General features: G+C 43.1%; 18 protein-coding genes. 10 read left to right on the forward strand and 8 right to left on the reverse strand.

Annotation, left to right across the window (positions count from 1 at the left end; translation table 11 throughout):
- The 3 genes from AC4CUX_RS09340 to AC4CUX_RS09350 all read left to right on the forward strand — a co-directional run bounded on the left by AC4CUX_RS09340 (position 1) and on the right by AC4CUX_RS09350 (position 7562).
- The gene (locus tag AC4CUX_RS09340) at positions 1 to 3753 is read left to right on the forward strand and encodes a UvrD-helicase domain-containing protein (RefSeq protein ID WP_490792352.1); all 3753 of its coding nucleotides are present in this window, start codon (positions 1 to 3) and stop codon (positions 3751 to 3753) included.
- Between the two features lie 39 nt (positions 3754 to 3792).
- Positions 3793 to 5577, forward strand: a complete 1785-nt coding sequence (gene recD, locus AC4CUX_RS09345) for an exodeoxyribonuclease V subunit alpha (RefSeq protein WP_080543919.1) — start codon at positions 3793 to 3795, stop codon at positions 5575 to 5577.
- Between the two features lie 747 nt (positions 5578 to 6324).
- Positions 6325 to 7562, forward strand: a protein-coding gene (locus tag AC4CUX_RS09350) for an IS3 family transposase (RefSeq protein ID WP_101495500.1) whose coding sequence is annotated in 2 segments (ribosomal slippage) — positions 6325 to 6661 and positions 6661 to 7562 — 1239 coding nt in all. Because the reading frame shifts where the segments join, the coding sequence is not laid out codon by codon here.
- Between the two features lie 22 nt (positions 7563 to 7584).
- Here the strand turns inward: AC4CUX_RS09350 and AC4CUX_RS09355 are convergent.
- On the reverse strand, positions 7585 to 8904 hold the full coding sequence (locus AC4CUX_RS09355; protein WP_490792353.1) for a serine hydrolase domain-containing protein: 1320 nt from the start codon (positions 8902 to 8904) through the stop codon (positions 7585 to 7587).
- A gap of 251 nt (positions 8905 to 9155) precedes the next feature.
- On the opposite strand from AC4CUX_RS09355, the gene rpsO reads away from it, so the two are divergent.
- The 3 genes from rpsO to AC4CUX_RS09370 all read left to right on the forward strand — a co-directional run bounded on the left by rpsO (position 9156) and on the right by AC4CUX_RS09370 (position 13151).
- Positions 9156 to 9425 (forward strand): 30S ribosomal protein S15, encoded by a 270-nt coding sequence (rpsO, locus tag AC4CUX_RS09360; RefSeq protein ID WP_004692669.1) that lies wholly within the window; start codon positions 9156 to 9158, stop codon positions 9423 to 9425.
- Between the two features lie 260 nt (positions 9426 to 9685).
- Entirely contained in the window at positions 9686 to 11773 is a 2088-nt protein-coding gene (gene pnp / locus AC4CUX_RS09365) for a polyribonucleotide nucleotidyltransferase (RefSeq protein ID WP_419274845.1), read from the forward strand.
- Positions 11774 to 11915: 142 nt separating this feature from the next.
- Complete coding sequence (locus tag AC4CUX_RS09370) at positions 11916 to 13151, forward strand: magnesium transporter CorA family protein (RefSeq protein ID WP_078425728.1); 1236 nt, start codon at positions 11916 to 11918, stop codon at positions 13149 to 13151.
- Between the two features lie 120 nt (positions 13152 to 13271).
- On the opposite strand, the gene AC4CUX_RS09375 is transcribed toward AC4CUX_RS09370, so the two are convergent.
- The 7 genes from AC4CUX_RS09375 to AC4CUX_RS09405 form a co-directional block, all read right to left on the reverse strand.
- Complete coding sequence (locus AC4CUX_RS09375) at positions 13272 to 13532, reverse strand: HP1242/YdcH family protein (RefSeq protein WP_004692664.1); 261 nt, start codon at positions 13530 to 13532, stop codon at positions 13272 to 13274.
- Positions 13533 to 13606: 74 nt separating this feature from the next.
- Positions 13607 to 13963 carry a chaperone modulator CbpM gene (locus tag AC4CUX_RS09380; protein WP_004978810.1) on the reverse strand — a complete coding sequence of 119 codons (357 nt, stop codon included), beginning with the start codon at positions 13961 to 13963 and terminating at the stop codon, positions 13607 to 13609.
- A 10-nt stretch (positions 13964 to 13973) separates the two neighbouring features.
- Positions 13974 to 14927: a DnaJ C-terminal domain-containing protein gene (locus AC4CUX_RS09385; protein ID WP_004692661.1), complete on the reverse strand. Its 954-nt coding sequence runs from the start codon at positions 14925 to 14927 to the stop codon at positions 13974 to 13976.
- A 143-nt stretch (positions 14928 to 15070) separates the two neighbouring features.
- Positions 15071 to 15523, reverse strand: a complete 453-nt coding sequence (locus tag AC4CUX_RS09390; protein ID WP_004692659.1) for a DUF2147 domain-containing protein — start codon at positions 15521 to 15523, stop codon at positions 15071 to 15073.
- Positions 15524 to 15722: 199 nt separating this feature from the next.
- Positions 15723 to 16598, reverse strand: coding sequence for an Hsp33 family molecular chaperone HslO (gene hslO / locus AC4CUX_RS09395; protein ID WP_005400917.1), 876 nt, complete (start codon positions 16596 to 16598; stop codon positions 15723 to 15725).
- A gap of 50 nt (positions 16599 to 16648) precedes the next feature.
- On the reverse strand, positions 16649 to 18490 hold the full coding sequence (locus AC4CUX_RS09400; RefSeq protein WP_490792354.1) for a monovalent cation:proton antiporter-2 (CPA2) family protein: 1842 nt from the start codon (positions 18488 to 18490) through the stop codon (positions 16649 to 16651).
- 82 nt (positions 18491 to 18572) lie between these two features.
- Complete coding sequence (locus AC4CUX_RS09405; protein WP_490792355.1) at positions 18573 to 20795, reverse strand: primosomal protein N'; 2223 nt, start codon at positions 20793 to 20795, stop codon at positions 18573 to 18575.
- 152 nt (positions 20796 to 20947) lie between these two features.
- On the opposite strand from AC4CUX_RS09405, the gene gspF reads away from it, so the two are divergent.
- The 4 genes from gspF to AC4CUX_RS09425 all read left to right on the forward strand — a co-directional run bounded on the left by gspF (position 20948) and on the right by AC4CUX_RS09425 (position 23742).
- Positions 20948 to 22153, forward strand: coding sequence for a type II secretion system inner membrane protein GspF (gene gspF, locus AC4CUX_RS09410; RefSeq protein ID WP_004692652.1), 1206 nt, complete (start codon positions 20948 to 20950; stop codon positions 22151 to 22153).
- Between the two features lie 33 nt (positions 22154 to 22186).
- The gene (gspG, locus tag AC4CUX_RS09415; protein ID WP_490792356.1) at positions 22187 to 22624 is read left to right on the forward strand and encodes a type II secretion system major pseudopilin GspG; all 438 of its coding nucleotides are present in this window, start codon (positions 22187 to 22189) and stop codon (positions 22622 to 22624) included.
- A gap of 283 nt (positions 22625 to 22907) precedes the next feature.
- Positions 22908 to 23243: a hypothetical protein gene (locus tag AC4CUX_RS09420; protein WP_005400913.1), complete on the forward strand. Its 336-nt coding sequence runs from the start codon at positions 22908 to 22910 to the stop codon at positions 23241 to 23243.
- 160 nt (positions 23244 to 23403) lie between these two features.
- On the forward strand, positions 23404 to 23742 hold the full coding sequence (locus AC4CUX_RS09425) for a tRNA-binding protein (protein ID WP_005400912.1): 339 nt from the start codon (positions 23404 to 23406) through the stop codon (positions 23740 to 23742).
- Positions 23743 to 23777: the final 35 nt, after the last annotated feature.

The raw sequence follows: 23777 nt of genomic DNA on the forward strand, positions 1-23777 counted from the left end.
ATGACAGCACAGTCTCAGGTCTCTACATCGAACATGTCTTATCAACCCATTGCCGATATGAGCTTTCAGGGCTTGCATTGGATTGAAGCTTCAGCAGGCACAGGCAAGACTTTTACTTTATCCAGTTTGATGGTGCGTATTTTTCTTGGGGCCTATTTGCCGAATCAGGTCATTGCAACCACCTTCACCCGTGCTGCCGCTGCGGAGCTGAAAAGTCGCGTTCGGGCTCGTTTGATCGAAACTTTACGTTATTTTGAAGGTTGTCAGAGTCTGACTGAGCGAGAGATACAGGCCAAAATTGCCGCTGAACAAGATCCGCTTTTTACCAAGGTGCTCACAGACTATGCACAACGGGTCGGTTTTGCCCAAGAGCGTTTGAAGTTGGTGATTGATCAGTTAGATGAGCTGTTCGTCGGCACACTGGACAGTTTTAGCCAAAAGTTACTGCGTGAGTTTTCTTTTGAAAGTGGCAAGATTGAGCGTGCGGATATTACCGATGATGCGCAGAGTTATACTCAGCAGCTCATTCATGATGTGTTACGTGAGTGGATTCAGGCACAGCCACAGCCTGTGGTGAATTATTTACTGTTAAAACAAAAATTAAAGACTGAACAGGCTTATGTGCCGATTGTTGAAAATAGTTTGAACTTTGCATCGGCACAGTTTCAACAGGTGGAAAAACCTGTGCTTGATTTGACGCAATTTGAGCAGGCCATTGATCAATTTACCGCGCTGGATGTGGCGCAGATTGAAAGCTTGAAAGACTATTATGCCCCTGAGGGCCAATACCATGCGGTGTTGGGGAAGAAGTGGCGCACCGATGCTTTGATGGAGCGTATTTTATGTCAGGACTTACCTGCTTTTTTGACCGCCCTGAAAGAGCAACGAGCTTATGCTTTATTCGCGCCACATTTTGAAAAAACCTTAAAGCACCTGACTGACCTCGCAACGAAAAAAGTCTTAAACAAATGTGCTGTAGATGTACTGGAACAGTTTGAGCAGCATCCTGTGTGGCGACAGGTCCGCAGTTTCTTAGACGCATTGGCAGAGCTAGAGCTCAATTTGGATGTGCTGGATGCGTATTTAAAATATCACTTAAGTTCTGAGGTGAAAAAGCGATTACCACAAGTCTTGCAGCAAAAGAGTGAAACGACTTTTGCCCAGCAAATCCGTACCTTGTCAGAAGCCTTACAGGGTGAACAAGGCAGGCGCTTTGCTCAGTTTGTACAGGCACGCTATCCGCTCATTTTAGTGGATGAGTTTCAAGACACCAACCAAGACCAAGATGACATGCTGGCGCGAATTTGGCGTGATGTACAGCGTTATCACCAAGGCTGTATGATTATGGTCGGTGACCCGAAACAAGCCATTTATGGCTTTCGTGGTGGTGACATGCTGACGTATAACAAGGCACGTTTAGATGTTTTGGCAAAGCAAGGTCGGCAGTATAGTTTGAAATATAATCATCGCTCTGTGCAAAAGTTGGTACAGGTGGTGGATGCTTTATTCCAACGCCAACAGGACTTTGGTGAGCAGGTCTATTACCAGCCTGTAGAAGCAGGGACTCGACCACATCCTGCTTTGGTCGATGCACAGGGTGAAAACCATGTACCGCTGCGTTGGCTGTTACTTGAAGACAAGAAAAATGAAGCTCAACAAGTGGCATGGAAAATTCGTGATTTAATCAACCAAGGCATTCAACAGCAACTCTATGTGGCAGATGATCCGCCACAGTTTATGGGGGCAAATGATATCGCGGTGTTGTCGAAAAACCATGATGGCTTGGACAAAGTTCAGTTTGAACTAGAGCGTTTGGGAGTTTTGGTCAACCGTCCGTCTAAACGCAGTGTGTTTGAAAGTCAGGTCGCGAAAGATGTCGGTGCGCTATTGACCGCAATGATGCATCCTTTTGATGAAGCCAAAGTTCGCCGTGCGCTTTTGAGTCGGCTGCTGGCGATTGATTTAAAACAGTTACTGGAATTGGAAAAGCAAGCCAACGGTTTGAGCCAGTTTATGGCAGATTTTGATGACATCCGCGACATGTGGATCAATAAAGGCTTTTTAAGTGCATGGCAGTACGCTTTAAACCTGTTTAAAGTGTGGAAAAACTTGGTGGCTTACCAAAGCCGAGACAACGAACGGACTGTGGTCAATCTACGGCATTTGACTGAGTTGTTGAGCCAACATAGTGAGCAGTTCCAAGGCGCGCAGAAACTGTATCATTGGTATCTCAAACAGTTACATTTGCCTGCGGAACGTGAGTGGGAGTTGGAACGCAAACTCTCCAATGCCACAGGCGTACAGCTGATGACCATTCATCAGTCCAAAGGTTTAGAGTTTAAAATGGTGTTCTTGCTGGGTGCCGACAAAGACTTTAAGGAAATGAATAAAACCTTAAACTTTTCAACACTGGAACAGATCAATCCGACGACAGGGCAGAGCGAGTTACAGCGCATCGTGGCAGTAAATGATGCCAACCTGTTAGACCCAGCCGCGATTGAGCAACACAATGAGCGTGCCGAAGCAGAACAGCATCGCTTATGGTACGTCGCACTGACCCGTGCCAGTCACCGCGTGTATGCCTTGCTGCAAGATCAGGAATATAAATCAAATACGGCATTGGCATTTTGGCGTGGCCAAGCAGGTAATCTATTTGAACATCCTGCCAGTGGTGATGAAGCATTATTGGCCGAAAAGCCGATCCGTTTACAGCCAGCCGAGCAGCAAGAGATCATTCAGTTACAAGCTTTGGCTTTTCCTGAACAGCGTTTTTATCCACGTTCTAAAACCAGTTTTAGTGCGTTGGCACAGCATTTGAGTCGTAAAGAGGCAATAGATGCCTTAGCGGTTTTGAGCGAGAAAGCGGGCAGTGCGGATGACGAGATTAATCATCCTGTGCTTGAGGATGTGGAGCTGAGTCAGCCTTTGGCTTGGATTAAACGGCAGTTTCCAATGGGGACGACTGCGGGAACCTTCCTGCACGAAATTTTCGAGCATATTGACTTTCAGGACTCGGGTGACTGGGGACTGGAAATTCATCGTCGTTTTAAAAATGATAGTCCCTTACTGTGGCAAGAGTTATTGGGCAAATATCAACATGAGTTTGGACAGGATGATGAAACTCAATTGGTGCTGTGGATGCAAGAGTGGTTAGCAGATGTGCTAGAAACGCCTTTGCATGCAGGTTTTCAGTTGAAGCAACTCAAAGCCGATGAACACTTGGCTGAGTTTCCTTTTTATTTGTCATTGTCCGATCATGTGCTGGCGATTAAACGCATACAGGCATTGTTTCAAGAATACGGGATTGATCTACTCGACTTAAATGAAGCCAATTCTGCTCGTTATCTGACAGGTTCGATAGACTTGGTTTATTTTGATGGTCAGCGTTATCACATTGCCGATTATAAAAGTAACTTCTTAGGGGCGGATCAGCAGAGCTACAATCATGATGCAATCCAATTGAATATGTCACATGCCAGTTATTGGTTGCAGGCGGGTTTGTATTTGGTAGCTTTGCATCGTTATTTAACAGTGAATTTGCTGGACTATGATATTGAAAAACATCTTGGTCAGGCGAGTTATCTTTATTTGAGAGGGATGAGTGGGCAGCCTGATCAAGGGGTTTTAAGTTGGCGTGCTAGCCCTGAGTTTATTTTAAGATTGGATGCCATCTTGGGTTATTTTGCTGAGGATACTTCTACTGAAAATCATGTAGGCAAAACTTCTGAATTAAGTGAAATTAGTCACTCATAAACAAAGAATTAAGTTGTGGATAACTTTGAGGATAACCGTGTGGAAAATGTTCATAAAGCCAGTATTGATCAGGCTGCCGTGGTAGACACATGGTTAACGCGTTGGAGTCAGTTTATTCAGCAGTCACCGCTGAGTAAAACAGGGGTCACTGAAGCACGTAGTGAAATGATTCAACAGGTTCTTGAAGCCATGCTACGCGGTGAGAGTTGTATCTCGGTTGCAGCTGAAGCCGTCACAGTCTTAGATGATTTGGTGATGGATGAACAGCAGGCACAGCAACAAAAAGCGCCGTTTGTTTACGATCAGCAGCAATTATATCTGTATCGTTATTGGGCTTTAGAGCAGTCCTTGGCCCAGCAAGTGGCGCGGTTAAAACTACAAAACTTAACGCAAGTGGATATTTCAGCTTATGCCCATTTACTAGAAGATCCACACCAAAAACAGGCTTTGGCTATGGTGGCTGAGCAGGCGCTCGCGATCATTACAGGTGGTCCGGGCACAGGGAAAACCTATACCTTGGCGCGTATTATTACGGTGCTCAAGCAAAGTTTACCTGATATTCGTATTGCGATGGCTGCACCGACAGGTAAGGCGGCGCAGCGCATGAAAGAAGCCCTGCAAAACTCTTTTCAGGATGAAAAGTTACAAGACTTAGTTACCCCAGATTTGAAAAACTTAAACCCTGTGACGCTACATCGACTTTTGGGTCTTGGGAATACGCAGCAACCGCGTTTTCATAGCAGACAACCTTTACCTTATGATGTGATTGTCGTTGATGAAGCATCCATGCTGGATTTAAATTTGGCGCAGATGCTCTTTGCTGCCATGCCGAATCAAGCCCATTTGATTTTATTGGGAGATGCTGATCAGTTGGCTTCGGTCGATGTCGGTTCTGTACTTGCCGATCTACAACAGGTTCCAGCTTTGGCTGAAAATAGAGTCAATTTAGTCAATAGCCGTCGTTTCAAATCAGATGCACGAATTGGAAAGTTGGCACAATTTATTCAACAGCAATCTTGTTTTGACTTAACGACGCATCCTGCCGAAAAACAGAGCGTATTGCACACTTTTCAACAGCAAGTGGTACATGCCACGACGTTGAAAGCGGTTGAGTTGGATCAGGTCAAGGTCGATTATCTACAACTCGAATTGTTGCCTGAGCAAGCATTATCTGCAGAGCAGTTACAACATTATTATGATCTGCTGATGCTCGGCTTTCAGGGCTATGTCGAGGCTTTAAAGCAATATCAGCAAAATCCTAATGAGTCTCTCGTGCCCAAAGTGATTCAACATTTTGATGATTACCGTATTTTGGCCGCCATACGTCACGGCCATTTCGGCTTAAAACAGCTCAATTTGCAAATCGAGCAACGTCTATTAGAACAATCAAAACAAATCAAGCAGGGTGAGTGGTACTTGGGCCGTCCTGTGATGATGACCTATAACGACTATCAGTTGGGCTTGTCGAATGGCGATATTGGCTTGTGTTTACATCGTATACAACAAGGTAAGTTGCAGTTTGAGGTGTATTTCCCCAGCTTGGATAAATGGGTAGCTGCGACACGATTACCCAAAAATATTGAAACGGCTTTTGCGCTGACCATTCACAAATCTCAAGGCTCTGAGTTCACTCATACCGCGGTGGTGTTAGATCGGCAGGCTGAAAAATTACTCAGTAAAGAGTTGATTTATACCGCAATTACGCGGGCGAAAAAAGTGGTCAGTTTACTGGTCGATGCCGATGCATTCGTACATGCTATGGTGACTCGAACCGCCCGAGAAAGTGGTCTATCAAGAAAAATTAATCAACAAATTCAATTGTGAAGATTTAATAAACAAATAGGAGCTTTGTACGAAATGGCTTACAGGGATTCAGGAGATTTGCGCATAGAGCTTTGCTGAGGATTTTGAGAAGATGGCTTCACATAAAGAGCTCAACACGGAATGTTGAGTATAATCGCAAAAAGATAATAATAACGTCAGTAGACAGCGAACTTACAGTGAAGTAGGTGAAAGAGGAAACTTACAGCCGCTAAGCCTTGTAGTTTTGGGAGAGACTACAAGGCTTTTTTATATCTGATAAATTGGCAAAATATGACAAAAAATAGCCATTCATTCCTCGAAGCATAAAATACAGTCATAGATTAAATATCAAAGAGATACTGTCTCAGTATTGCATGGCTTATGCTTTTTTAAATTTAGTTCTTATGTGTTTAAGTGACTGTTTTTTATTTATTAAATTTTTACTACTGCATTTTTTAGAGGGGTTTAGGTTGAATAATGGAGAAAATGAGGAGTTTGTGTAAGCAATCGCTTACATGAAGATGAGTGAAATACGACTTTTTTCTTCTGTGTGATGTGGCAAAATCTGTCACATAAGGATGTAAATGATTAAACATGGAATGTTTAATACAAGACGCGGAAAAGCGCATTATTATAATGATAACCAAAACAACAAGAACAAAAATAAAAGAACACTACAGCGCAAAAAAGCCCAAGTTTACTTGGGCTTTTTTTTATGTTCAAATGTCCCGTCCTGAAATAAGTTTACACCTTTAAGAGGCTTATTTTATGGAACATGAACGAGAACAAAGAGTTAAACGTACACAAGGTGATTATAGCTTTGCCTTTAAAATGATGGTTGTACATGAAGTAGAAAAAGGGCAAATTACTTATAAACAAGCTCAGGCAAAATATGGTATTCAAGGAAGATCAACTGTGCTGGTATGGTTACGCAAGCACGGACAACAGGACTGGACTTCGAATATGCCGCCTTCTTCTAAACGCCAATTAACACCCCAACAACGAATCCGCCAATTAGAAAAGCAGTTAGCCGCAGAAAAGCTTAAAACTGAATTTATTCAGGATGTGATTTATCACATTGATAAAGAATGTGGGACTGATCTTGGAAAAAAGTATACCGAGCACGTTTCAAAGATTGGCAAAGCCAAAGAGGACTAAGCGTTTCACGTTATTGTCAGTGGTTGGGAATCACCCGACAAGCTTATTATCAAGCAGAAAAACGTGCTCAAATGACTGCACAAGCAACTGAACAAATACTTGAGTTGGTTATGGAATATCGTTGTCTCATGCCAAGTATCGGAACACGTAAGTTGTATTGGCTTATTAAAGGCAAATTGTTGCAGCGTGGTTTAAAGTGTGGACGGGATCAGTTATTTAAAATATTGAAAGAGCATAATTTATTGATTCGCCCCAAGCGTCGCTATACAAAAACTACGGATAGCAAGCATTGGATGAAGAAGCATCCAAATTTATTAAAGGATTATTCAGCAGTGCAAGCCAACGAAGTCTTTGTTAGTGATATTACTTATGTTGAGAGTGCTGAAGGCGTACATTATTTATCATTGGTGACAGATGCTTATACCCGTCAGATTAAAGGTTATAAGTTATCGAATGATATGCGTGCGGAGAATGTTATGCAGGCTCTACATATGGCGATGCAGCATGTGACGGATCGAGCGACTAGGATGATTCATCATTCAGACAGAGGCTCTCAGTATTGCTCTGAGCTATATCAATCGGCATTGCGCCATTATGGGATATGTCCTTCCATGACAGATGGATACCTTGCGAAACAGTGTTTCTCATATCAAAATGCATTAGCAGAGCGGATTAATGGAATATTAAAGCAGGAGTTTTTAACTACACGATGTCAAACCATGAAGGAGTTAGATCACTTAATTACGGAATCTATCATGATTTATAATTACTATAGACCACATTTAAGTTTAAATATGAACACCCCGAATCAGATGTATGAGCAAACTAAAACCGAGCTAATTGCTTAACTCGGTTTGAAGTGGAATACTGTCAATCTATTTCAGGACAAGACAAGACTAAGTCTGTTTCGCTTCGATCGGTTGCAAATAAGGAGCGACGTTGGTGCTTTAAGATTTTGGGACAATGCTTTGAGATTTGATAAAGCATTTTCGCTAAAGCAGGTAAGTGGGTCCCGACGACAGATTTTCCTGTGGTTAATAGCGATACACTAATATCACGTTCTGGATCGGCCCAGCAGAGAATATTGGAAAACCCGAGATGTCCAAAGGCTTGCCCAGTCATGGGTCCAAATAACCCAATAGGATTACTCCCTAACATTGGGCCTAAGGCATAACGCATCGGGACTAATAATGTCCGATCTAAACTGACTCCTGACGTGGCCAAGGTCGAGCGAAATACCGTTTGGGCACTCATGATTTGTTTGCCTTGGTATTCGCCACCACTCAAGAGCATTTCAAAGAAACGACCAGCTTGTTCCGCACTGGTATAAATGTTGCCCGCTGGGCAAATCGTGTCCATAAAGCGCGCATCATTGGTCACATCGACCGCCAACTGTAAACCACCGCCCAGTACCCGATTAAGATAATGGTCTGTGCCTAAACGTGGATGTAGACCTGTGGCATAGTTTAAAGCGACATCCGCCCGATGTTCAGGTTTTAGGCCATAGTTAAAATAATCTAAGCCCATGGGTTTTTCGATATTTTCGGCAAGAAATTCACGGGCCGTTTGACCTGTTACCCGCTTGATAATTTCCCCTAAAATATAACCTGACGTCACGGCGTGATACGCCAGATGTGTGCCCGAAGCTGAAACGGGTTGTGCAGCATAAAGACGTTCTAAAATTTGATCTTGATTAAACAACAGTTCAGGCGTGACTTTGCTGTCAATGCGCGGAATGCCACCACGATGAGCGAGCAAATGGAAAATGGTGGCACGACGTTTACTGTTTACGCCATATTCGGGAATATAGTGGCTAATCGGATCGAGTAAATTCAGATCACCGCGTTCATCCAACATATGAATCAGCATGGCTGTAACGATTTTAGAGGCGGAAAATAAGCAAACTGGGGTATCGGGCGTGCCAATTTTCGCATCTGCCGCTAAACCATCGGGTGAGTTACCTTGCGCATAACCAATGCTGCGATTTAACAATATTTGTCCCTGACGACGTAAACAGAGGCTGATGAAAGGGTAGTTTCCTGTTTTATATAGGGACTCTACACTGGCCCAAATGCTTTGAATTTGCGCGTCCTTCATACCACCCAAGGTAGCGGAGACCTCATCCTTAGAACGAATCACGTGGTTGAGGTCATGGGGGACATAACAGGTATTGGCAGATAAAATTTTCACAAATTTCTCTCTATTTTTCGTTTTTATTGGATTTGAGTCTGATACTGAAAATCAGAATTGTCATGATTGTGCATGATTTGTGCAAAGCCGTCAGTTGCCGAATTGACTGCGAACATAAAACATTTTTGCAATATAGCGCTAGATCCCTTAAAATAATGCCTTGCTGTAGTGATGCACGGCAGTCAACTTGGTTTTGAAGAATCAATTTGATTTGTATCAAATGTAACTTATAAGCATCTCGGAGAAATCGAATGGCTTTAACAAACGCAGATCGCGCAGAGATCATTGCTAAATTTGCTCGCGCTGAAAACGACACTGGTTCACCAGAAGTTCAAGTAGCTCTTTTAACTGCTCAAATCAATGATTTACAAGGTCACTTCAAAGAGCACAAACACGACCACCATAGCCGTCGCGGTCTTATCCGTATGGTTAACCAACGTCGTAAGCTTCTTGATTACCTTAAAGGTAAAGACGCTACTCGTTACAGCGACTTGATTGCTGCTTTAGGTTTACGTCGTTAATTCGATTAAACTTTTATTTTCGGACTATCGCATTTTGAATGCTTTATTACTGAAAAAGAAAGTCTACCTTGCTTCTGTGAGGTAATGGGGAAGGGGCGAATGTTTCGCTCCTTCTTTGTGTCTTAAAATCATATTTTTAGTCTCTGGTGAGGTCGGCTTCTAAGCTTTGTCATTTATACAGTTGCCTGAAATGGCGATGTGAATGCCAAACCTTAGGGGTCTCCACTAGAATAAAAATCAGGAAAGAAAAATACATGTCTATGTTTAATATTATTCGTAAAGAATTCCAATATGGTCAACACACGGTTGTTTTAGAAACTGGTCGTGTTGCTCGTCAAGCAAACACTGTTGTGATCACCATGGGTGGTGTACAGGTTCTTGTTGCAATCGTTGCTCAACCAAAAGCAAAAGCAGGCCAAGACTTCTTCCCGTTGACTGTTAACTACCAAGAAAAACAATATGCTGCAGGTCGTATCCCAGGTGGTTACGGTAAGCGTGAAGGTCGTCAGTCTGAAGCTGAAACTTTAATTTCACGTCTTATTGACCGTCCAATCCGTCCATTGTTCCCAGAAGGTTTCTACAACGAAATCCAAGTAACAGCGACTGTTATTTCTTCTGACAAAACCATGGAAGGCGATATCGCTGCAATGTTGGGTGCTTCAGCTGCGATGTCTATTGCTGGTGTTCCATTTGCAGGCCCAATCGCAGGCGCACGTGTTGGTTTAATCAACGGTGAATACATCCTTAACCCAACTTTAGAACAGCTTAAAGAATCTGATCTTGACCTTGTGGTTGCAGGTACTGAAGCTGCTGTATTGATGGTTGAATCTGAAGCGAAAGAGCTTTCTGAAGACCAAATGTTAGGCGCTGTACTTTTCGGTCATGACGAAATGCAAATCGCAATTCAAGCGATTAAAGAATTTGCTGCTGCTGCGGGTGCGGTTGAATCAACTTGGGTTGCGCCAGTTAAAAATGAAGAGCTTCTTGGCAAATTGAAAGATGCATTTGAAGCGAAAATCTCTGAAGCGTATACAATTGCTGTTAAGCAAGACCGTTACGCAGCATTAGATGCACTTTACGTAGAAGCTGTTGCTCAGTTCGTTCCTGAAAATGATGAAACTGGTATTGCTGCTGAAGTTGACGAATTATTCGAAGATTTGAAATACCGTACGGTACGTGACAACATCTTGTCTGGTAAACCACGTATTGATGGTCGTGACACGAAAACTGTTCGCGCCATTGATGTTCAAGTGGGCGTATTAGGCCGTGCACACGGTTCTGCATTATTCACACGTGGTGAAACTCAGGCGTTGGTAACTACTACTTTAGGTAATACCCGTGATGCATTGATGGTTGATACCCTAGCCGGTACTAAAACTGACAACTTCATGTTGCACTACAACTTCCCAGCGTACTCTGTCGGTGAAACAGGTCGTGAATCTGGTCCTAAGCGTCGTGAAATCGGTCATGGTCGTTTGGCGCGTCGTGGTGTTCAAGCGGTTCTTCCTGCAGCTGACCGCTTCCCGTACGTGATTCGTATCGTATCGGACATTACTGAATCAAACGGTTCATCTTCAATGGCTTCTGTATGTGGTGCTTCATTATCACTTATGGATGCAGGTGTTCCATTGAAAGCGCCAGTTGCAGGTATTGCAATGGGTCTAGTGAAAGAAGGCGAGCGTTTCGCAGTTCTTTCTGACATCTTAGGTGACGAAGATCACTTAGGTGACATGGACTTTAAAGTAGCTGGTTCTGCGAACGGTATTACTGCACTTCAAATGGATATCAAGATTGAAGGTATCACTGAAGAGATAATGGAAGCGGCATTGAACCAAGCGTATGCGGGTCGTATGCATATCTTGAATGAAATGAACCAAGTGATTTCACGCGCTCGTCCTGAAATTTCAATGCATGCACCGACATTCCAAGTGATCAACATCAACCCAGACAAGATCCGTGACGTGATTGGTAAAGGTGGTGCGACCATCCGTGCCATTACTGAAGAAACCAAAGCTGCAATTGATATTGAAGACAACGGTACTGTTCGTGTATTTGGTGAAACCAAAGCTGCTGCTGCTGCTGCTGTTGCAAAAATCCAAGCACTGACTGCTGAAATTGAGCCGGGTACAATTTACGTCGGTAAGGTCATTCGTATCGTTGAATTCGGTGCGTTTGTAAACATCCTTCCAGGTACTGATGGCTTACTTCACATTTCACAAATCTCGAACGAGCGTATTGCAAACGTGGCAGACGTGTTGAAAGAAGGTCAAGAAATTAAGGTACAAGTTGCGGATGTAGATAACCGTGGTCGTATCAAATTGACGATGAAAGACATCGAACAAGTTTAATCTCTTGTCAATTCACATGGTGTTTGCCATGTGAATTGAGTTGTCTTAGAAAAGCCTTGAGCTTGGCCAATGTAAACTTTGGCTTGCTCAGGGCTTTTTTTATGGCATCATGCTGGCTAAGACAGACAATAATAAATGAGATATGCAAAGCTATTATTTCTATCAACATCCCACCGCACAGCATACCTATGTGCAGAAACAGCCGATTGCAGAGCAGGAAGCCGAGTTTATTTGGGTGGAGTGTAGCCGTGACGATGTGGTCAATCGGGCAGAACATTGGCAGCAGGACATTTATGCGGCAACGGGACTGTGGATGAATGAATATCATCTGCGTGACATTCTAAATTTAGAACACCCTTGTGCCTTTGACACTTTGGAAGATTACGACTTGCTGATCTTTCGTAAGCTGATCACACCCGATGATCAAATTAAGTTTGATACTCAAGCGACTGAAAAACATGAACGGGTCTTTGGTCTGGCGACGACCCCGATTAGCTTTATGCTCACGCCGCAAGTTTTGATTACGGTTAGAGAGCAGGGTAATAAAGAAGTTGAAAGCTATATTCAGCGTATGGAAACGGTGTTGAGCCGTCCGATTGAAGAGCATAATAAGCCACGAAAATTACCCGCAACGCCTTTAGATTTGACCTTGAGACTGCTCAATAACATGGTGGATGGTTATCTCGATTTACGTGTTCCGCTGACGCGTCGAGTGGAGTTTTGGCAGCAAGAGCTTTTACAAGGCCATCGCCGTTTTACCAAGTGGCATCAACTGTTACAAGAGAATATGGCTTTCCAACAAGTGGAAAATTTGTGCGAAGAACAAATCGAAACTTTGCAGGAATTACGCGATGAAATTGTCGATAATTATTCGCACTTGAAAGGGAAAAAACGTAGCGAAAAACAAGATATCATGTTGGTACGTGTCGATGATTTAACCAGTCATATTGAACGTATTCAAAAGCATACCATTCGCTTGAGAAATGCTGTGCAAGCAGCTATCGATTTGCATTTTTCTGCCATAGCCAATCAAACCAATGAAAATATGCGGATTTTAGCCATTATTACTGCGATTTTTGCACCACTGACCTTACTGACAGGGGTGTATGGTATGAACTTCGAGTTTATTCCGGGGCTGAAGTCCCCCACAGGGTTTTGGATCATGTTGGGTATCATGTTAATGACGACATTGATTCTGCTGTATTATTTTTATCGACGTCATTTGGTCGGGCGTGGCGAAAAAAGTGTCATTGATATGTTGGCACAGCAGCATGCGGATCAACATATGAATTTGTTTTGGTTTATCGATTATGAGCCGATCAAGCAAACCGTGAAAGGCACCATTAAAGATTTAGAGAAAATCACCAAATTAAAATAATTCGGTGATTTTCTGCACAGACCATTAAAGCAAATGGGCTTTAAGGTATTTCTTTATATGCTGACGCTATCCTTGTTTAATTTATTATTCGGATATGTGGGCGTCGCAGGGAGATTTAATTTAAGAGGTTTTTAACTGGGCTCCTTTTAAAATCCGGTAAAGCTGATCTTTAATGAACAACTTTTTGCGTTTGAGGGGCTCAATCTCTCCACGATGAATCCTGACAGGGTCTTGTTCGAGTAAACAAATTTCCTGATCGAGAGCTTCATGGTCGTCAAACATTTTAGAAAAATGCGGATTGTCTTCTCTAAGCTGTTGAATCATGTCACGGTATTCAGGAAACATGAGCTTAGTCTTTTTATTACAAACTTTGAGTTTCATGGTTGCCGTCTAATCCTCTTATTCAAAAATAAAAAAAAAGAAAGAAAGGCATGCGCCCATCTTTCTTTATAGAACTAGTGTTGAGTCGTTTGAACTGGGTCAGTGAGATGTAAATGTTTTACTTCACGACGAAGTTTTTGAACTTCCTCAATCAAATCCAGCATCATTGCGACTGCAGTAAAGCTGGCATCAAAGTCACGTTGTAAGCGATAGGCTCGCCGTGCGCGTGAGACATCATCACCAAAAAATTGGTGAATGCGGTTATCGGGTCGGTTAGGCAGAATGTCATATTCCAACAGCTGTAAAACCCATTCAGGACTTTGTCCGCAGGCTTCAGCAAAATGCTTTAAATCAAAGCTATGTTGTTCATCAACAATTTCAGCGTGTCGACATCCGTCTAAAATAATTTCACGATATTGAATAGTCGTCATAATTTTCTCCTTAAGACTGACGCGGCTTAAAGTGAGGAAAGGCTTCAGCAAAGGCTTGGTAGGCTTGCTGTTCTTGCTCACTCTGCGCAGGAGGTTGAACAATGTTTAAAATTAAATATAAATGTCCTGCCGTTTTGGCTGGAATCCCCTGATCTTTTAAACGGAGTTGCTGCCCCGTTTTGGCATTTTTCGGAATTTGAATTTGCAATGTCCGACCATTGGGTAGCGCGGCGGTGATGCTTTGCCCCAAAGCGGCTTCCCAAGGACTGATATTCAGTTGGTGATAGACATCAACTCCTTCAACGCGTGTGGTCTCCGTATCTTTGTAATAAATTTCGATATATAGGTCGCCATTTTCACCACCCTGAATACCTGACTGTCCTTGACCACTTAAGCGAATTTGTTGCCCTTCTTTCATGCCTTTGGGAATTTTAACTTCCAGCGTTTTGCGCTGAATTTCCGCTTCACCATAGGCATTTAAAGTGGGAATCTGTAAGGTAATGGTTTGGGTGGTACCGTGGAATCCAACCTCAAGATCGACCTCTAAACGCGCATGTTGGTCTTCGCCTTTATGGCGAGTGCTATTTTGGCGTTGATATTGATAGTTTGATCCTCCAAAACCTGAACCAAAACGGCCAAATAAGTCTTCAAATCCTGAAAAATCATGTGCCTGTTGTCCACCTTGGGCATTCCTAAATGCCTCTTCAAAACCGCCAAAGCCTGCATTGGGGTTGAATTGGTGTGCGCCTTGCGGATGATCGAGTTCAAAGTCATATTCTGCTTTTTTCGTTTCATCACTTAAGGTGTCATAGGCGACATTCAATTCTTGCATACGTGCTTCAGCATCAGGCTCCTTACTGACATCGGGATGATACTTACGTGCCAATTTTCGATAGGCTTTTTTAATTTGTTCGGCGGTCGCATCTCGCGTTAAACCGAGTATTTCATAATGGTTCTTCGGCATAAATAAGATTAAATAAATTGATTAAGTTTGAATCATTATTCAGCCTTTCAGCAGATTTCAACAGTAAAGATATGTTCCTTATTGTTTCAAAACATGACAAGAAAAAAGCCCCGATGAAAGGGGCTTTGATGGATGAGGGATACTTAGTATTTGACCCATGTGATGTTGCGCCCACCGCCATTTTCGGTCGACGTTCCTCGAATTCGTAAGTGCTTACCATTGTTGCTGAGTCGTGCATATGCGTCATAACGTAGCCCTGTGAAAGGATCGAGGAACTGTCCATGGCTATAGGTCGAATCTTTGGCATTGTCTAACTGCAAATGGCTGAGCGTTGTCATGCCGACGATGGGTTGATTTTTATTGACCCCATCACACTTGCTACAGTTTTCTATTTTTACTGCACCTGGAATTTCACGCGTATTTACGATGACTGCTTTATAGCTATTGTTTTTGTCTTTTTCAATCATGACGTCACTGAGAGAGTATCCTGTTTTATCATCGATAGTTTTCCATTTGCCGACCAAGGGATCGGTGGCTGCAAAACTGGAGAAGGCGCATAAACTGCTGAGTACGAAAAGACTGCACGAAAATTTCATGATGATAAAACCCCAATGGAAGAGAAAAATAAAGACATATAAAAATTATGGGTTTATTTATAACGAAATTTAAGCGGTGTGACCAGTGAAATATCTATGAATAAAAGTGATGAATCATTTGAATTATCTTATTTTTATGAGAACAAAGGCATAAAAAAAGAGCAATTCAGTTGCTCTTTTTTTATTGCACATGATGCGCTTAGCTTAAGTGTTCACCAAATAAACCCAAGGCTTCTTCTGCACTAAAGCTGTATTGCGTGTTACAGAACTGGCAGTCCATGGTAATCGGGTTTTGATGTTCTAGCGTTTCACGAACGGCTTCTGCGCCAATTTGTTCAAGTGCTTGAGCACAACGTTCTTTCGAACAGGTACAGCCAAATTTTAGTATTTCAACTTCAGGTAAGCGCACTTCTTCTTCGTTGTACAAACGGTAAAGAATTTCACTGGACTCTAAATCGGTTAACTCTTCGATTTTGAGCGTTTCAGTTAACATGGTTAGACGTGGCCATAAGTCTTGGTCGACACGTTCTTGTTCTTCTTCACTGTTACGTGGTAACAGCTGAATGAGTAAACCGCCAGCACGCTGGGCTGAACTGGCCAAAACGATACGCGTTGGAATTTGGGCAGACAGGTCATAGTACTGCATTAAACAACCTGCAAGATTTGGCTTGTCTAAAGCCACAATCCCTTGATAACGCTCACCAAATTCGGGCTCAATATTAATAAATAGTACAGGGCTGATGAGAGTGCTCAATACAGTACTGCTGCTGTCAGCAGCATTAAAGCGTGGATCCGTTTCATAATCCGCCAAGGCACGCACTTCACCAAGGTGATTACATTCAGCCATGGCCCATTTGAAACTACCTGAAGCCTGAATTTGTAAACTAATACGGCCTTTAATTTTTAAAGTACTGGCAAGTAATGCCGTGGCACTGAGCATTTCACCTAACAGCACTTGGACTGCAGGTGCATAATCACGCTGCGCCAAGATGGTTTGTAGGGTTTCTTCTAGATGAACCACTTCACCACGAACAGGACTATCTTCAATATAAAAGCGTTGACGCAAATCAGACATAAATTTCTCCAATATCCTGTCTTAATGGTGACGATATTGTAAAACACAAGTCATTTTACTTCATCCCGTGTGACATCTATTCGGTCATGTTGTAACTCACGTTGTAGGTCAACGCCGACAGGACTTTGACGGAGTTGCGTATCACTTTCAAATAAGTGTTCTAATTCGGCTAGAGCATTACGATGTGTTTCATAGACCTTCTGTTCGTCGTTATAAATACTTTGCTGCTGTGCGAGCAGTTTTTCATCATAATCGCGAAATAACTCAATGCTCTTATAGGCATCTTGTTCTGCAATTCCGAGATTGCGCAGGGCAAAATAGGCCATCCCTAAAGACGATAAATAGGTTTCACGCCAAATATGTTCCACCCCCAAGTCACGCAGCAAATGCACATGATGTCGATCACGTGCCCGCACCAGCAAGTTTAAATCTGGATAATTGAGTCGGATATGGCGTGCCACATTCATGGAGTCTTCAATATCATCAATGGCTAATACAAACACTTTGGCATGTTCGATACCGGCTGCACGCAGGATATCGGGTTGAGTGGCATCACCATAGTAGAGTTTGCCGCCATAGTTGCGAACGAAATCGACCTTGTCGATATTGCTGTCAATCGCCGTGAAGGTTTGGTGCTGTAAGTGAACCAGTCGTGCCACAATTTGTCCGACACGGCCAAAGCCAGCAATGATCATCGGGTTATGCTGTTCAGGAATATCATCATAGACAGGTGTAGCTTCTTTCTCGAATAGAGGCACCACCCACGAACTCATCAGCCAGTATAGAATAGGCGTCAGAATCATCGACAACGTCACGATCAAATTGATCGGCTCTAAAATGGCCTGTGTAATCACGTGTTCACTCATGGCAACATTGAGCACCACAAAAGCAAATTCACCACCTTGTGCCAAACAAGTGGCCAACATCAAACTATTGCGCCATGAAAACTCGAAGTAGCGAGCGATGGCCGTTAAGGCCAGCAGTTTGACCAACATCAGCAATAACGCACCGCCAATAATCAGACTTGGGCTTTCCCACAGGAGCGAAACTTGTGTGCTCATCCCGACGGTCATGAAGAATAGACCGAGAAGTAGACCTTTAAATGGTGCAATACTGGCTTCCAGTTCATGACGGAATTCAGAGTCAGCTAGAAGTACCCCAGTTAAAAATGCGCCCAAGGTGGTACTGATGCCTAAGACATCCATCAGCGCGACCACGCCTAAGACAATAAACAAACCGACTGCGGTAATCAGTTCATGTGCGCCACTTTTGGCCACAAAGCGGAAAAAAGGGCGCATGAGGTAGCGGCTAAATAAAAACAAGCCTGTAAAGGTAGCAACAATCGCTGCAAAGTAGGCAATGCCATGATGGGTTGAGTTTGTTCCCGCAAGAAGGGGGATAATCGCAATCAGCGGAATCGCAGCGATATCTTGGAAGAGTAAAATAGAAAAAGACTGCTGACCAAAAGTGGTATTGAGCTGCTGTTTTTCGCTTAAAAGCTGTAGCACAAAAGCGGTGGAGGAGAGGGCAAGGGCAAAACCAATCACAATACTGGCCGCAATTTGCTGTTGCAGGGCAAAAAAGACGATGCACGCCAGTAGCACGCCGCAGAGCGTTACTTGTAAACTGCCCATCACAAAAATGGATTTACGCATTTCCCATAAACGTTGTGGGCGAAGTTCGAGTCCAATAATGAACATCAAGAAAATCACGCCGTACTCAGCGAGTTTATGAATGTCTTCAGGGTCATGGACGACATTGAATACACTGGGACCGAGTAAGATGCCCGTGAATAAATAGCCGAGTACCGTGGCAATCCCCAGCCGTTTAGCCAACGGAACGATCATCAGTGCCGCAGCCAAAAAGAGGGTGATTTGAAGCAGTAGAGACATTGCCCTGTCCTAAATTTTTTTCTTTATGTTGGAAGTTTAAGGGAGAACGCGACTCAGGTCTAAACCTTATTCATGTCAAGCCTTAACTTAACTCTTGTGGATCAATATCAAGGCTCAATTTCATACCATGCGGTTTGTTATGCCAGACATTTTGCCACCACTGACGAATGTAAAAATGCATCCGCGCACGGTCTTTGGACAGTAGTACCATATGCGCTTGATAGCGGCCTGCTTTACGTTCCATCGGCGCAGGAATGGGCCCCCAAATATCAATACTGTTTTCTGAGGCTTGGCGCAGTACTTGTGCATGCTCTTGTAAAAAGCTTTGGTTCAGTTCTTGGTCTTTGGATTCACAGCGCAATAAAGCCGCATAGCGATAAGGTGGCATCCATGCAGCTTTACGCTCTTTCAACGTTTGCTTGGCAAAGCTGCGATAGCCCGATTCCAGCAGGGTATTCAGCAAAGGATGATCGGGACGTAGAGTTTGTAAATAGACTTCGCCTTTTTTCTCACCGCGCCCAGCACGTCCAGCGACTTGAATGATGAGCTGTGCGGTACGTTCTGTGGCGCGAAAGTCAACACTGAGTAAGCCTGAGTCAATGTCTAAAATCGCCACCAAAGTCACATAAGGAAAGTGATGTCCTTTGGCCAGCATTTGGGTGCCGAGCAAAATGATGGGTTCACTTTTCTGAATCTTGTTATAGATTTTTTGCCAGCTGCCGACCCGACTGGTCGAGTCACGATCAACCCGAATTACGTCAAAGTTGGGGAACAGTTCTTGTAGGTTTTCTTCAACTTTTGCGGTGCCTAAACCAATTGGTTTTAGTTCGCTATGCTGACATTGTGGGCAGTGTTCAGGCATGCGGTGGATGGTGCCGCAGTGGTGACAGTGCAAATGCTGATAGGGCTGTCGATGCACGGTAAAATTGGCATCGCAATGTGGGCACTTCGCCTGCCAGCCACAACTTTCACAAATCAACACAGGTGCATAGCCGCGACGGTTTAAAAAAATCAAGACCTGTTCTTTTTTGTCTAAGCGCTTTTGTACTTCATGAATCAGCTGTTGGCTGATGCCATTTTGTTTTTGTGCTACTTTCAGATCGATCACATGCATTTTCGGCATCACGGCCACACCTGCACGTTGGTCCAACTCCAAACGGGTCATTTTACCTTGTTCAACCAATGCATAACTGTCGATACTTGGCGTTGCAGAACCGAGGATAATCGGACAGTTTTCTAAGTGTGCACGGTATAAAGCCACATCACGAGCATGGTAACGGAAGCCCTCTTGTTGCTTGAAAGATAAGTCATGCTCTTCATCTAAGACAATCAAACCCAAATGCGGAAGGGGGGTATAGATGGCAGAACGTGTGCCAATCACAATCGAGGCTTTGCCCGTTTGTGCGCTTTGCCAGGCTTGAAGGCGCTTAGAATCATTTAAACCTGAATGTAGTAGCGCAATATGACAGTGAAAACGTGACTGAAAACGGCTCACTGTTTGTGGGGTGAGACCAATTTCAGGCACTAATACCAAGACTTGTTTGCCTTGTTTTAAAACCTCTTGCATGACTTGCAAATAGACTTCAGTTTTCCCACTACCGGTTAAACCATCCAGTAAGAAAGCGTGGTAGCTATGATGAGCTTTGAGAATGTTTTGAATGGCACGCTTTTGTTCATCATTGGGGGTGAGGGGCATTTGCGCCAGCGTCATAGCTTGTGGTTTAAAGTCTTGGGCTTCAAGTATGCACTGGGTGATTTGCTTTTTTTCTAAGGCCTTTAAGGTCGCAGTTTCAATGCCAGCCAAATTTAAAATGTTTTCAGAAGTTCCTGTGGGATGCAGCTTTAAAATTTTATAGGCATCTTGTTGTTTTTCAGAACGCTTCAATTTGTCTTCGGCATGATCATCAATCAGCTTCCACATTCGCGCCAGTAAATTATAGGGTTTACCTTGGCGTAAAAAGCTGGGTAAAGCAGTATGCATCACTTCCCCAATGGGAAATTGGTAATATTGCGCTGACCATGTCAATAAACTTAAAACTTTAGCATCTAGAATAGCGCTGTCATCGAGCAACTCAGTTATGGCTTTGAGTTTAAAGCCTAAATCGAGTGGTTTCTCATCAGTGAGTTTCTCAACAATGACACCGACCACATTTTGGCGACCAAATGAGACAGCCACACGTGCACCCACTTCAGCTTGGTGGTATTGTTCAGCCGTTAAACTATAGTCAAAACAGTCATATAGATAAACGGGAACAGCCACACGAATACGGTAGCTTGGTGTTGTGGAAAGTGTAGTTTCTGGCATAAAAAGCTCAAAATGTCCTGATGAAATTGTCGTTGTGCGATGAATGAGTTGTGTTAGAGTGATGACATAATTTATAACTTAGAATATGAATGATTTTGGTGCCGACATGCAACAGCGCCAAATGACTAAATGGACAATTAGAAAGCGTAAACATGCCAGCATATCAATTTACCGCACTAGATGCCGCAGGAAAGCAGCAAAAAGGCGTGCTCGAAGGGGATTCAGCGCGTCAAATTCGGCAACAACTTCGTGATAAAGCGCTGATTCCAGTCTCGGTTGATCCTGTTGAACAAAAAGATAAGCACAGCAGTAAAACATGGTTTCAAAAACAAATTACCGCCTATGATTTGGCCTTGTTGACACGTCAACTTTCGGTACTTGTGGCGGCGGCTATTCCGTTGGAAGAAGCCATTCGTGCGGTCGGAAAGCAGTCAGAAAAAGCACATGTACAAAATCTATTGATGTCAGTGCGTTCTAAAGTATTGGAAGGCCACTCATTGGCGCAAGGCTTACAGCAATCGGGACGTTTTCCAGAGTTGTACATTGCTACGATTGCCGCTGGTGAGCGTTCAGGACATTTGGACTTAATTTTAGATCAGCTGGCAGACTACACCGAAAATCGTTTTGCAATGCAAAAGAAAATACAAGGCGCGATGATTTACCCGATTATTTTAATGCTGATGTCTTTTGCCATTGTGATGGGACTCATGACTTATGTAGTGCCAGATATTGTCAAAACCTTTGACCAAAGCAAAGATGCCTTGCCATGGATTACTGTTGCCTTAATGAAAGCCAGTGATTTTATTCGAGTGGCATGGCCATTTTTATTGGTGGGCAGTGTACTCGGCATCGGCTTATTACTGCGATTTTTAAGAACCACAGCCGGGCATTATGCCTTTGATCGTTTAACGCTCAAACTGCCATTATTCGGTAAACTTTCACGTGGTATAAATGCCGCACGCTTTGCCAGTACCTTATCGATTTTGACCCAGTCAGGTGTGCCCTTGGTGGATGCGTTAAAAATTGGCGCGGCGGTGAGTAATAACTGGGTGATTCGCGATGCGGTCAATCATGCCGCAGAAAAAGTGACTGAAGGTGGAAACCTTGCCACCCAGCTGGAGCGCAGTGGTTATTTCCCACCGATGATGGTACAAATGATTAAAAGTGGTGAAACGTCGGGTGAATTGGATCGGATGTTGGAGCGCGCATCGACCATGCAAGACCGAGAGGTGACAACGCTCATATCGACCTTGCTGGCTTTACTGGAGCCACTGATGTTGGTTCTGATGGCAAGCATTGTCTTGGTGATTGTGATCGCAGTGATGCTGCCGATCGTCAACATGAACAACATGATTTAATTTTAAAAATATAAGATGGAAGAGAAAATTCACATGCAATCAAAAATCTATAGTCGCCAAGCTTCAGGCTTTACCTTAATTGAAGTCATGGTGGTGATTGTTATTTTAGGTGTGTTGGCAGCCTTAATTGTACCCAATGTGATGGGACGCGGTGAAAAAGCTAAAGTGGATACCACTGTCATTACCCTCAAGGGTGTTGCTGCGGCATTGGATCAATATAAATTGGATAATGGTAAATATCCTTCGATGCAAGAGGGTGGACTCGACGCTTTGGTGAATAAGCCTGAGTCTGCAAAAAATTGGTTGCCCGGCGGTTATGTGAAAGGTGGATATCCGAAAGACAGTTGGGATAATGACATTCAATATGTTGCACCTGGGAGCGATGGACGACCATTTGATTTATATTCTTTTGGTGCGGATGGTCAACAAGGTGGTGAAGAAACCGATGCTGATATTCAGTATCAACCTTAATTGAGAATTATTATATATTGGGTTTAATTGAATATATCATTACAGTGCATAGGTTATGTCAATGTGGACTGTAATGATAATACATCTTAATTTAAAATTAATATCTAAGATTATGATTTTAAAATATTAAATATAATAAGTATCAGCTGAGATTTATAATAAGAATTATTCCCATATTTATTGATTACAAATAATGTAAATTATGGATAAAAATAGGCTTTTTATTTATTTAAATCCTTGCATAATGTTCTCAATGGCAACTAATTTGCCTGAGGAGAATAGAATGAAAGCATTAACCTTGTTGGATGAAATGAGCCAATTCCATTGGTCGATGCTTAAATCTGTTCTTTTGATTTTGAGTATGCTTCCTGTTGCTCAAGGTGTTTTAAGTGTGTGGCAGTCGACTGAAGGTAGTAGCCAAATCATGGTGGGTTTCTTTGCAATCAGTCTGTTTAGCACATGGGCAGTTTTGAGCTTTTGGTCGGCGTTAAAAGCGACCGTACTCACACTCGATCAAGTACAGATTACAGCATTAGAACAAAAAGTAGTTATGGTTTATCGTTATACCCCGATGCTCTTTTTAGCTGGGATGGTGTCCTATTTGGTCAGTCAAATTTAATACTGACATGCAACGTTGTGATAAAGAGCCGAGCATATAAGCTCGGTTTTTTACTGTGTGATGAAGAATGGCGGAAAGATAGGATCGCTTGTCTGTTTCGTTGTATATGATCCTCGTGTTCACTCCCTATACTGTAGAAAATATAAATATAGAGTGAAATATGGAACAGATTGATTGGGTAGATTTTTTAAAAGTCGAGCTCCGAGTCGGGCGAATTATTCAGGCCGAAGTTTTTAAGCAGGTACGTAAGCCTGCTTATATTTTACATGTCGACTTTGGCCATGAAATTGGCATTAAGAAATCGAGTGCGCAGATTACTGAGCGTTATCAACCTGAACTGTTGTTAGGTAAATTGGTGGTGGCAGTGGTTAACTTTCCAAACAAACAAATTGGTCCCATCCAGTCTGAGTGCTTAGTGACTGGCTTTCATGATTCAGACGCAGGCTTGGTGCTGTGTGTGCCTGATACAGATGTTCCAGTAGACACCAAGCTACTATAACTGAAAAAGAAAACCCCAAGCTTAGCTTGGGGTTT

This window comes from Acinetobacter sp. 231_lipA (assembly GCF_058243005.1).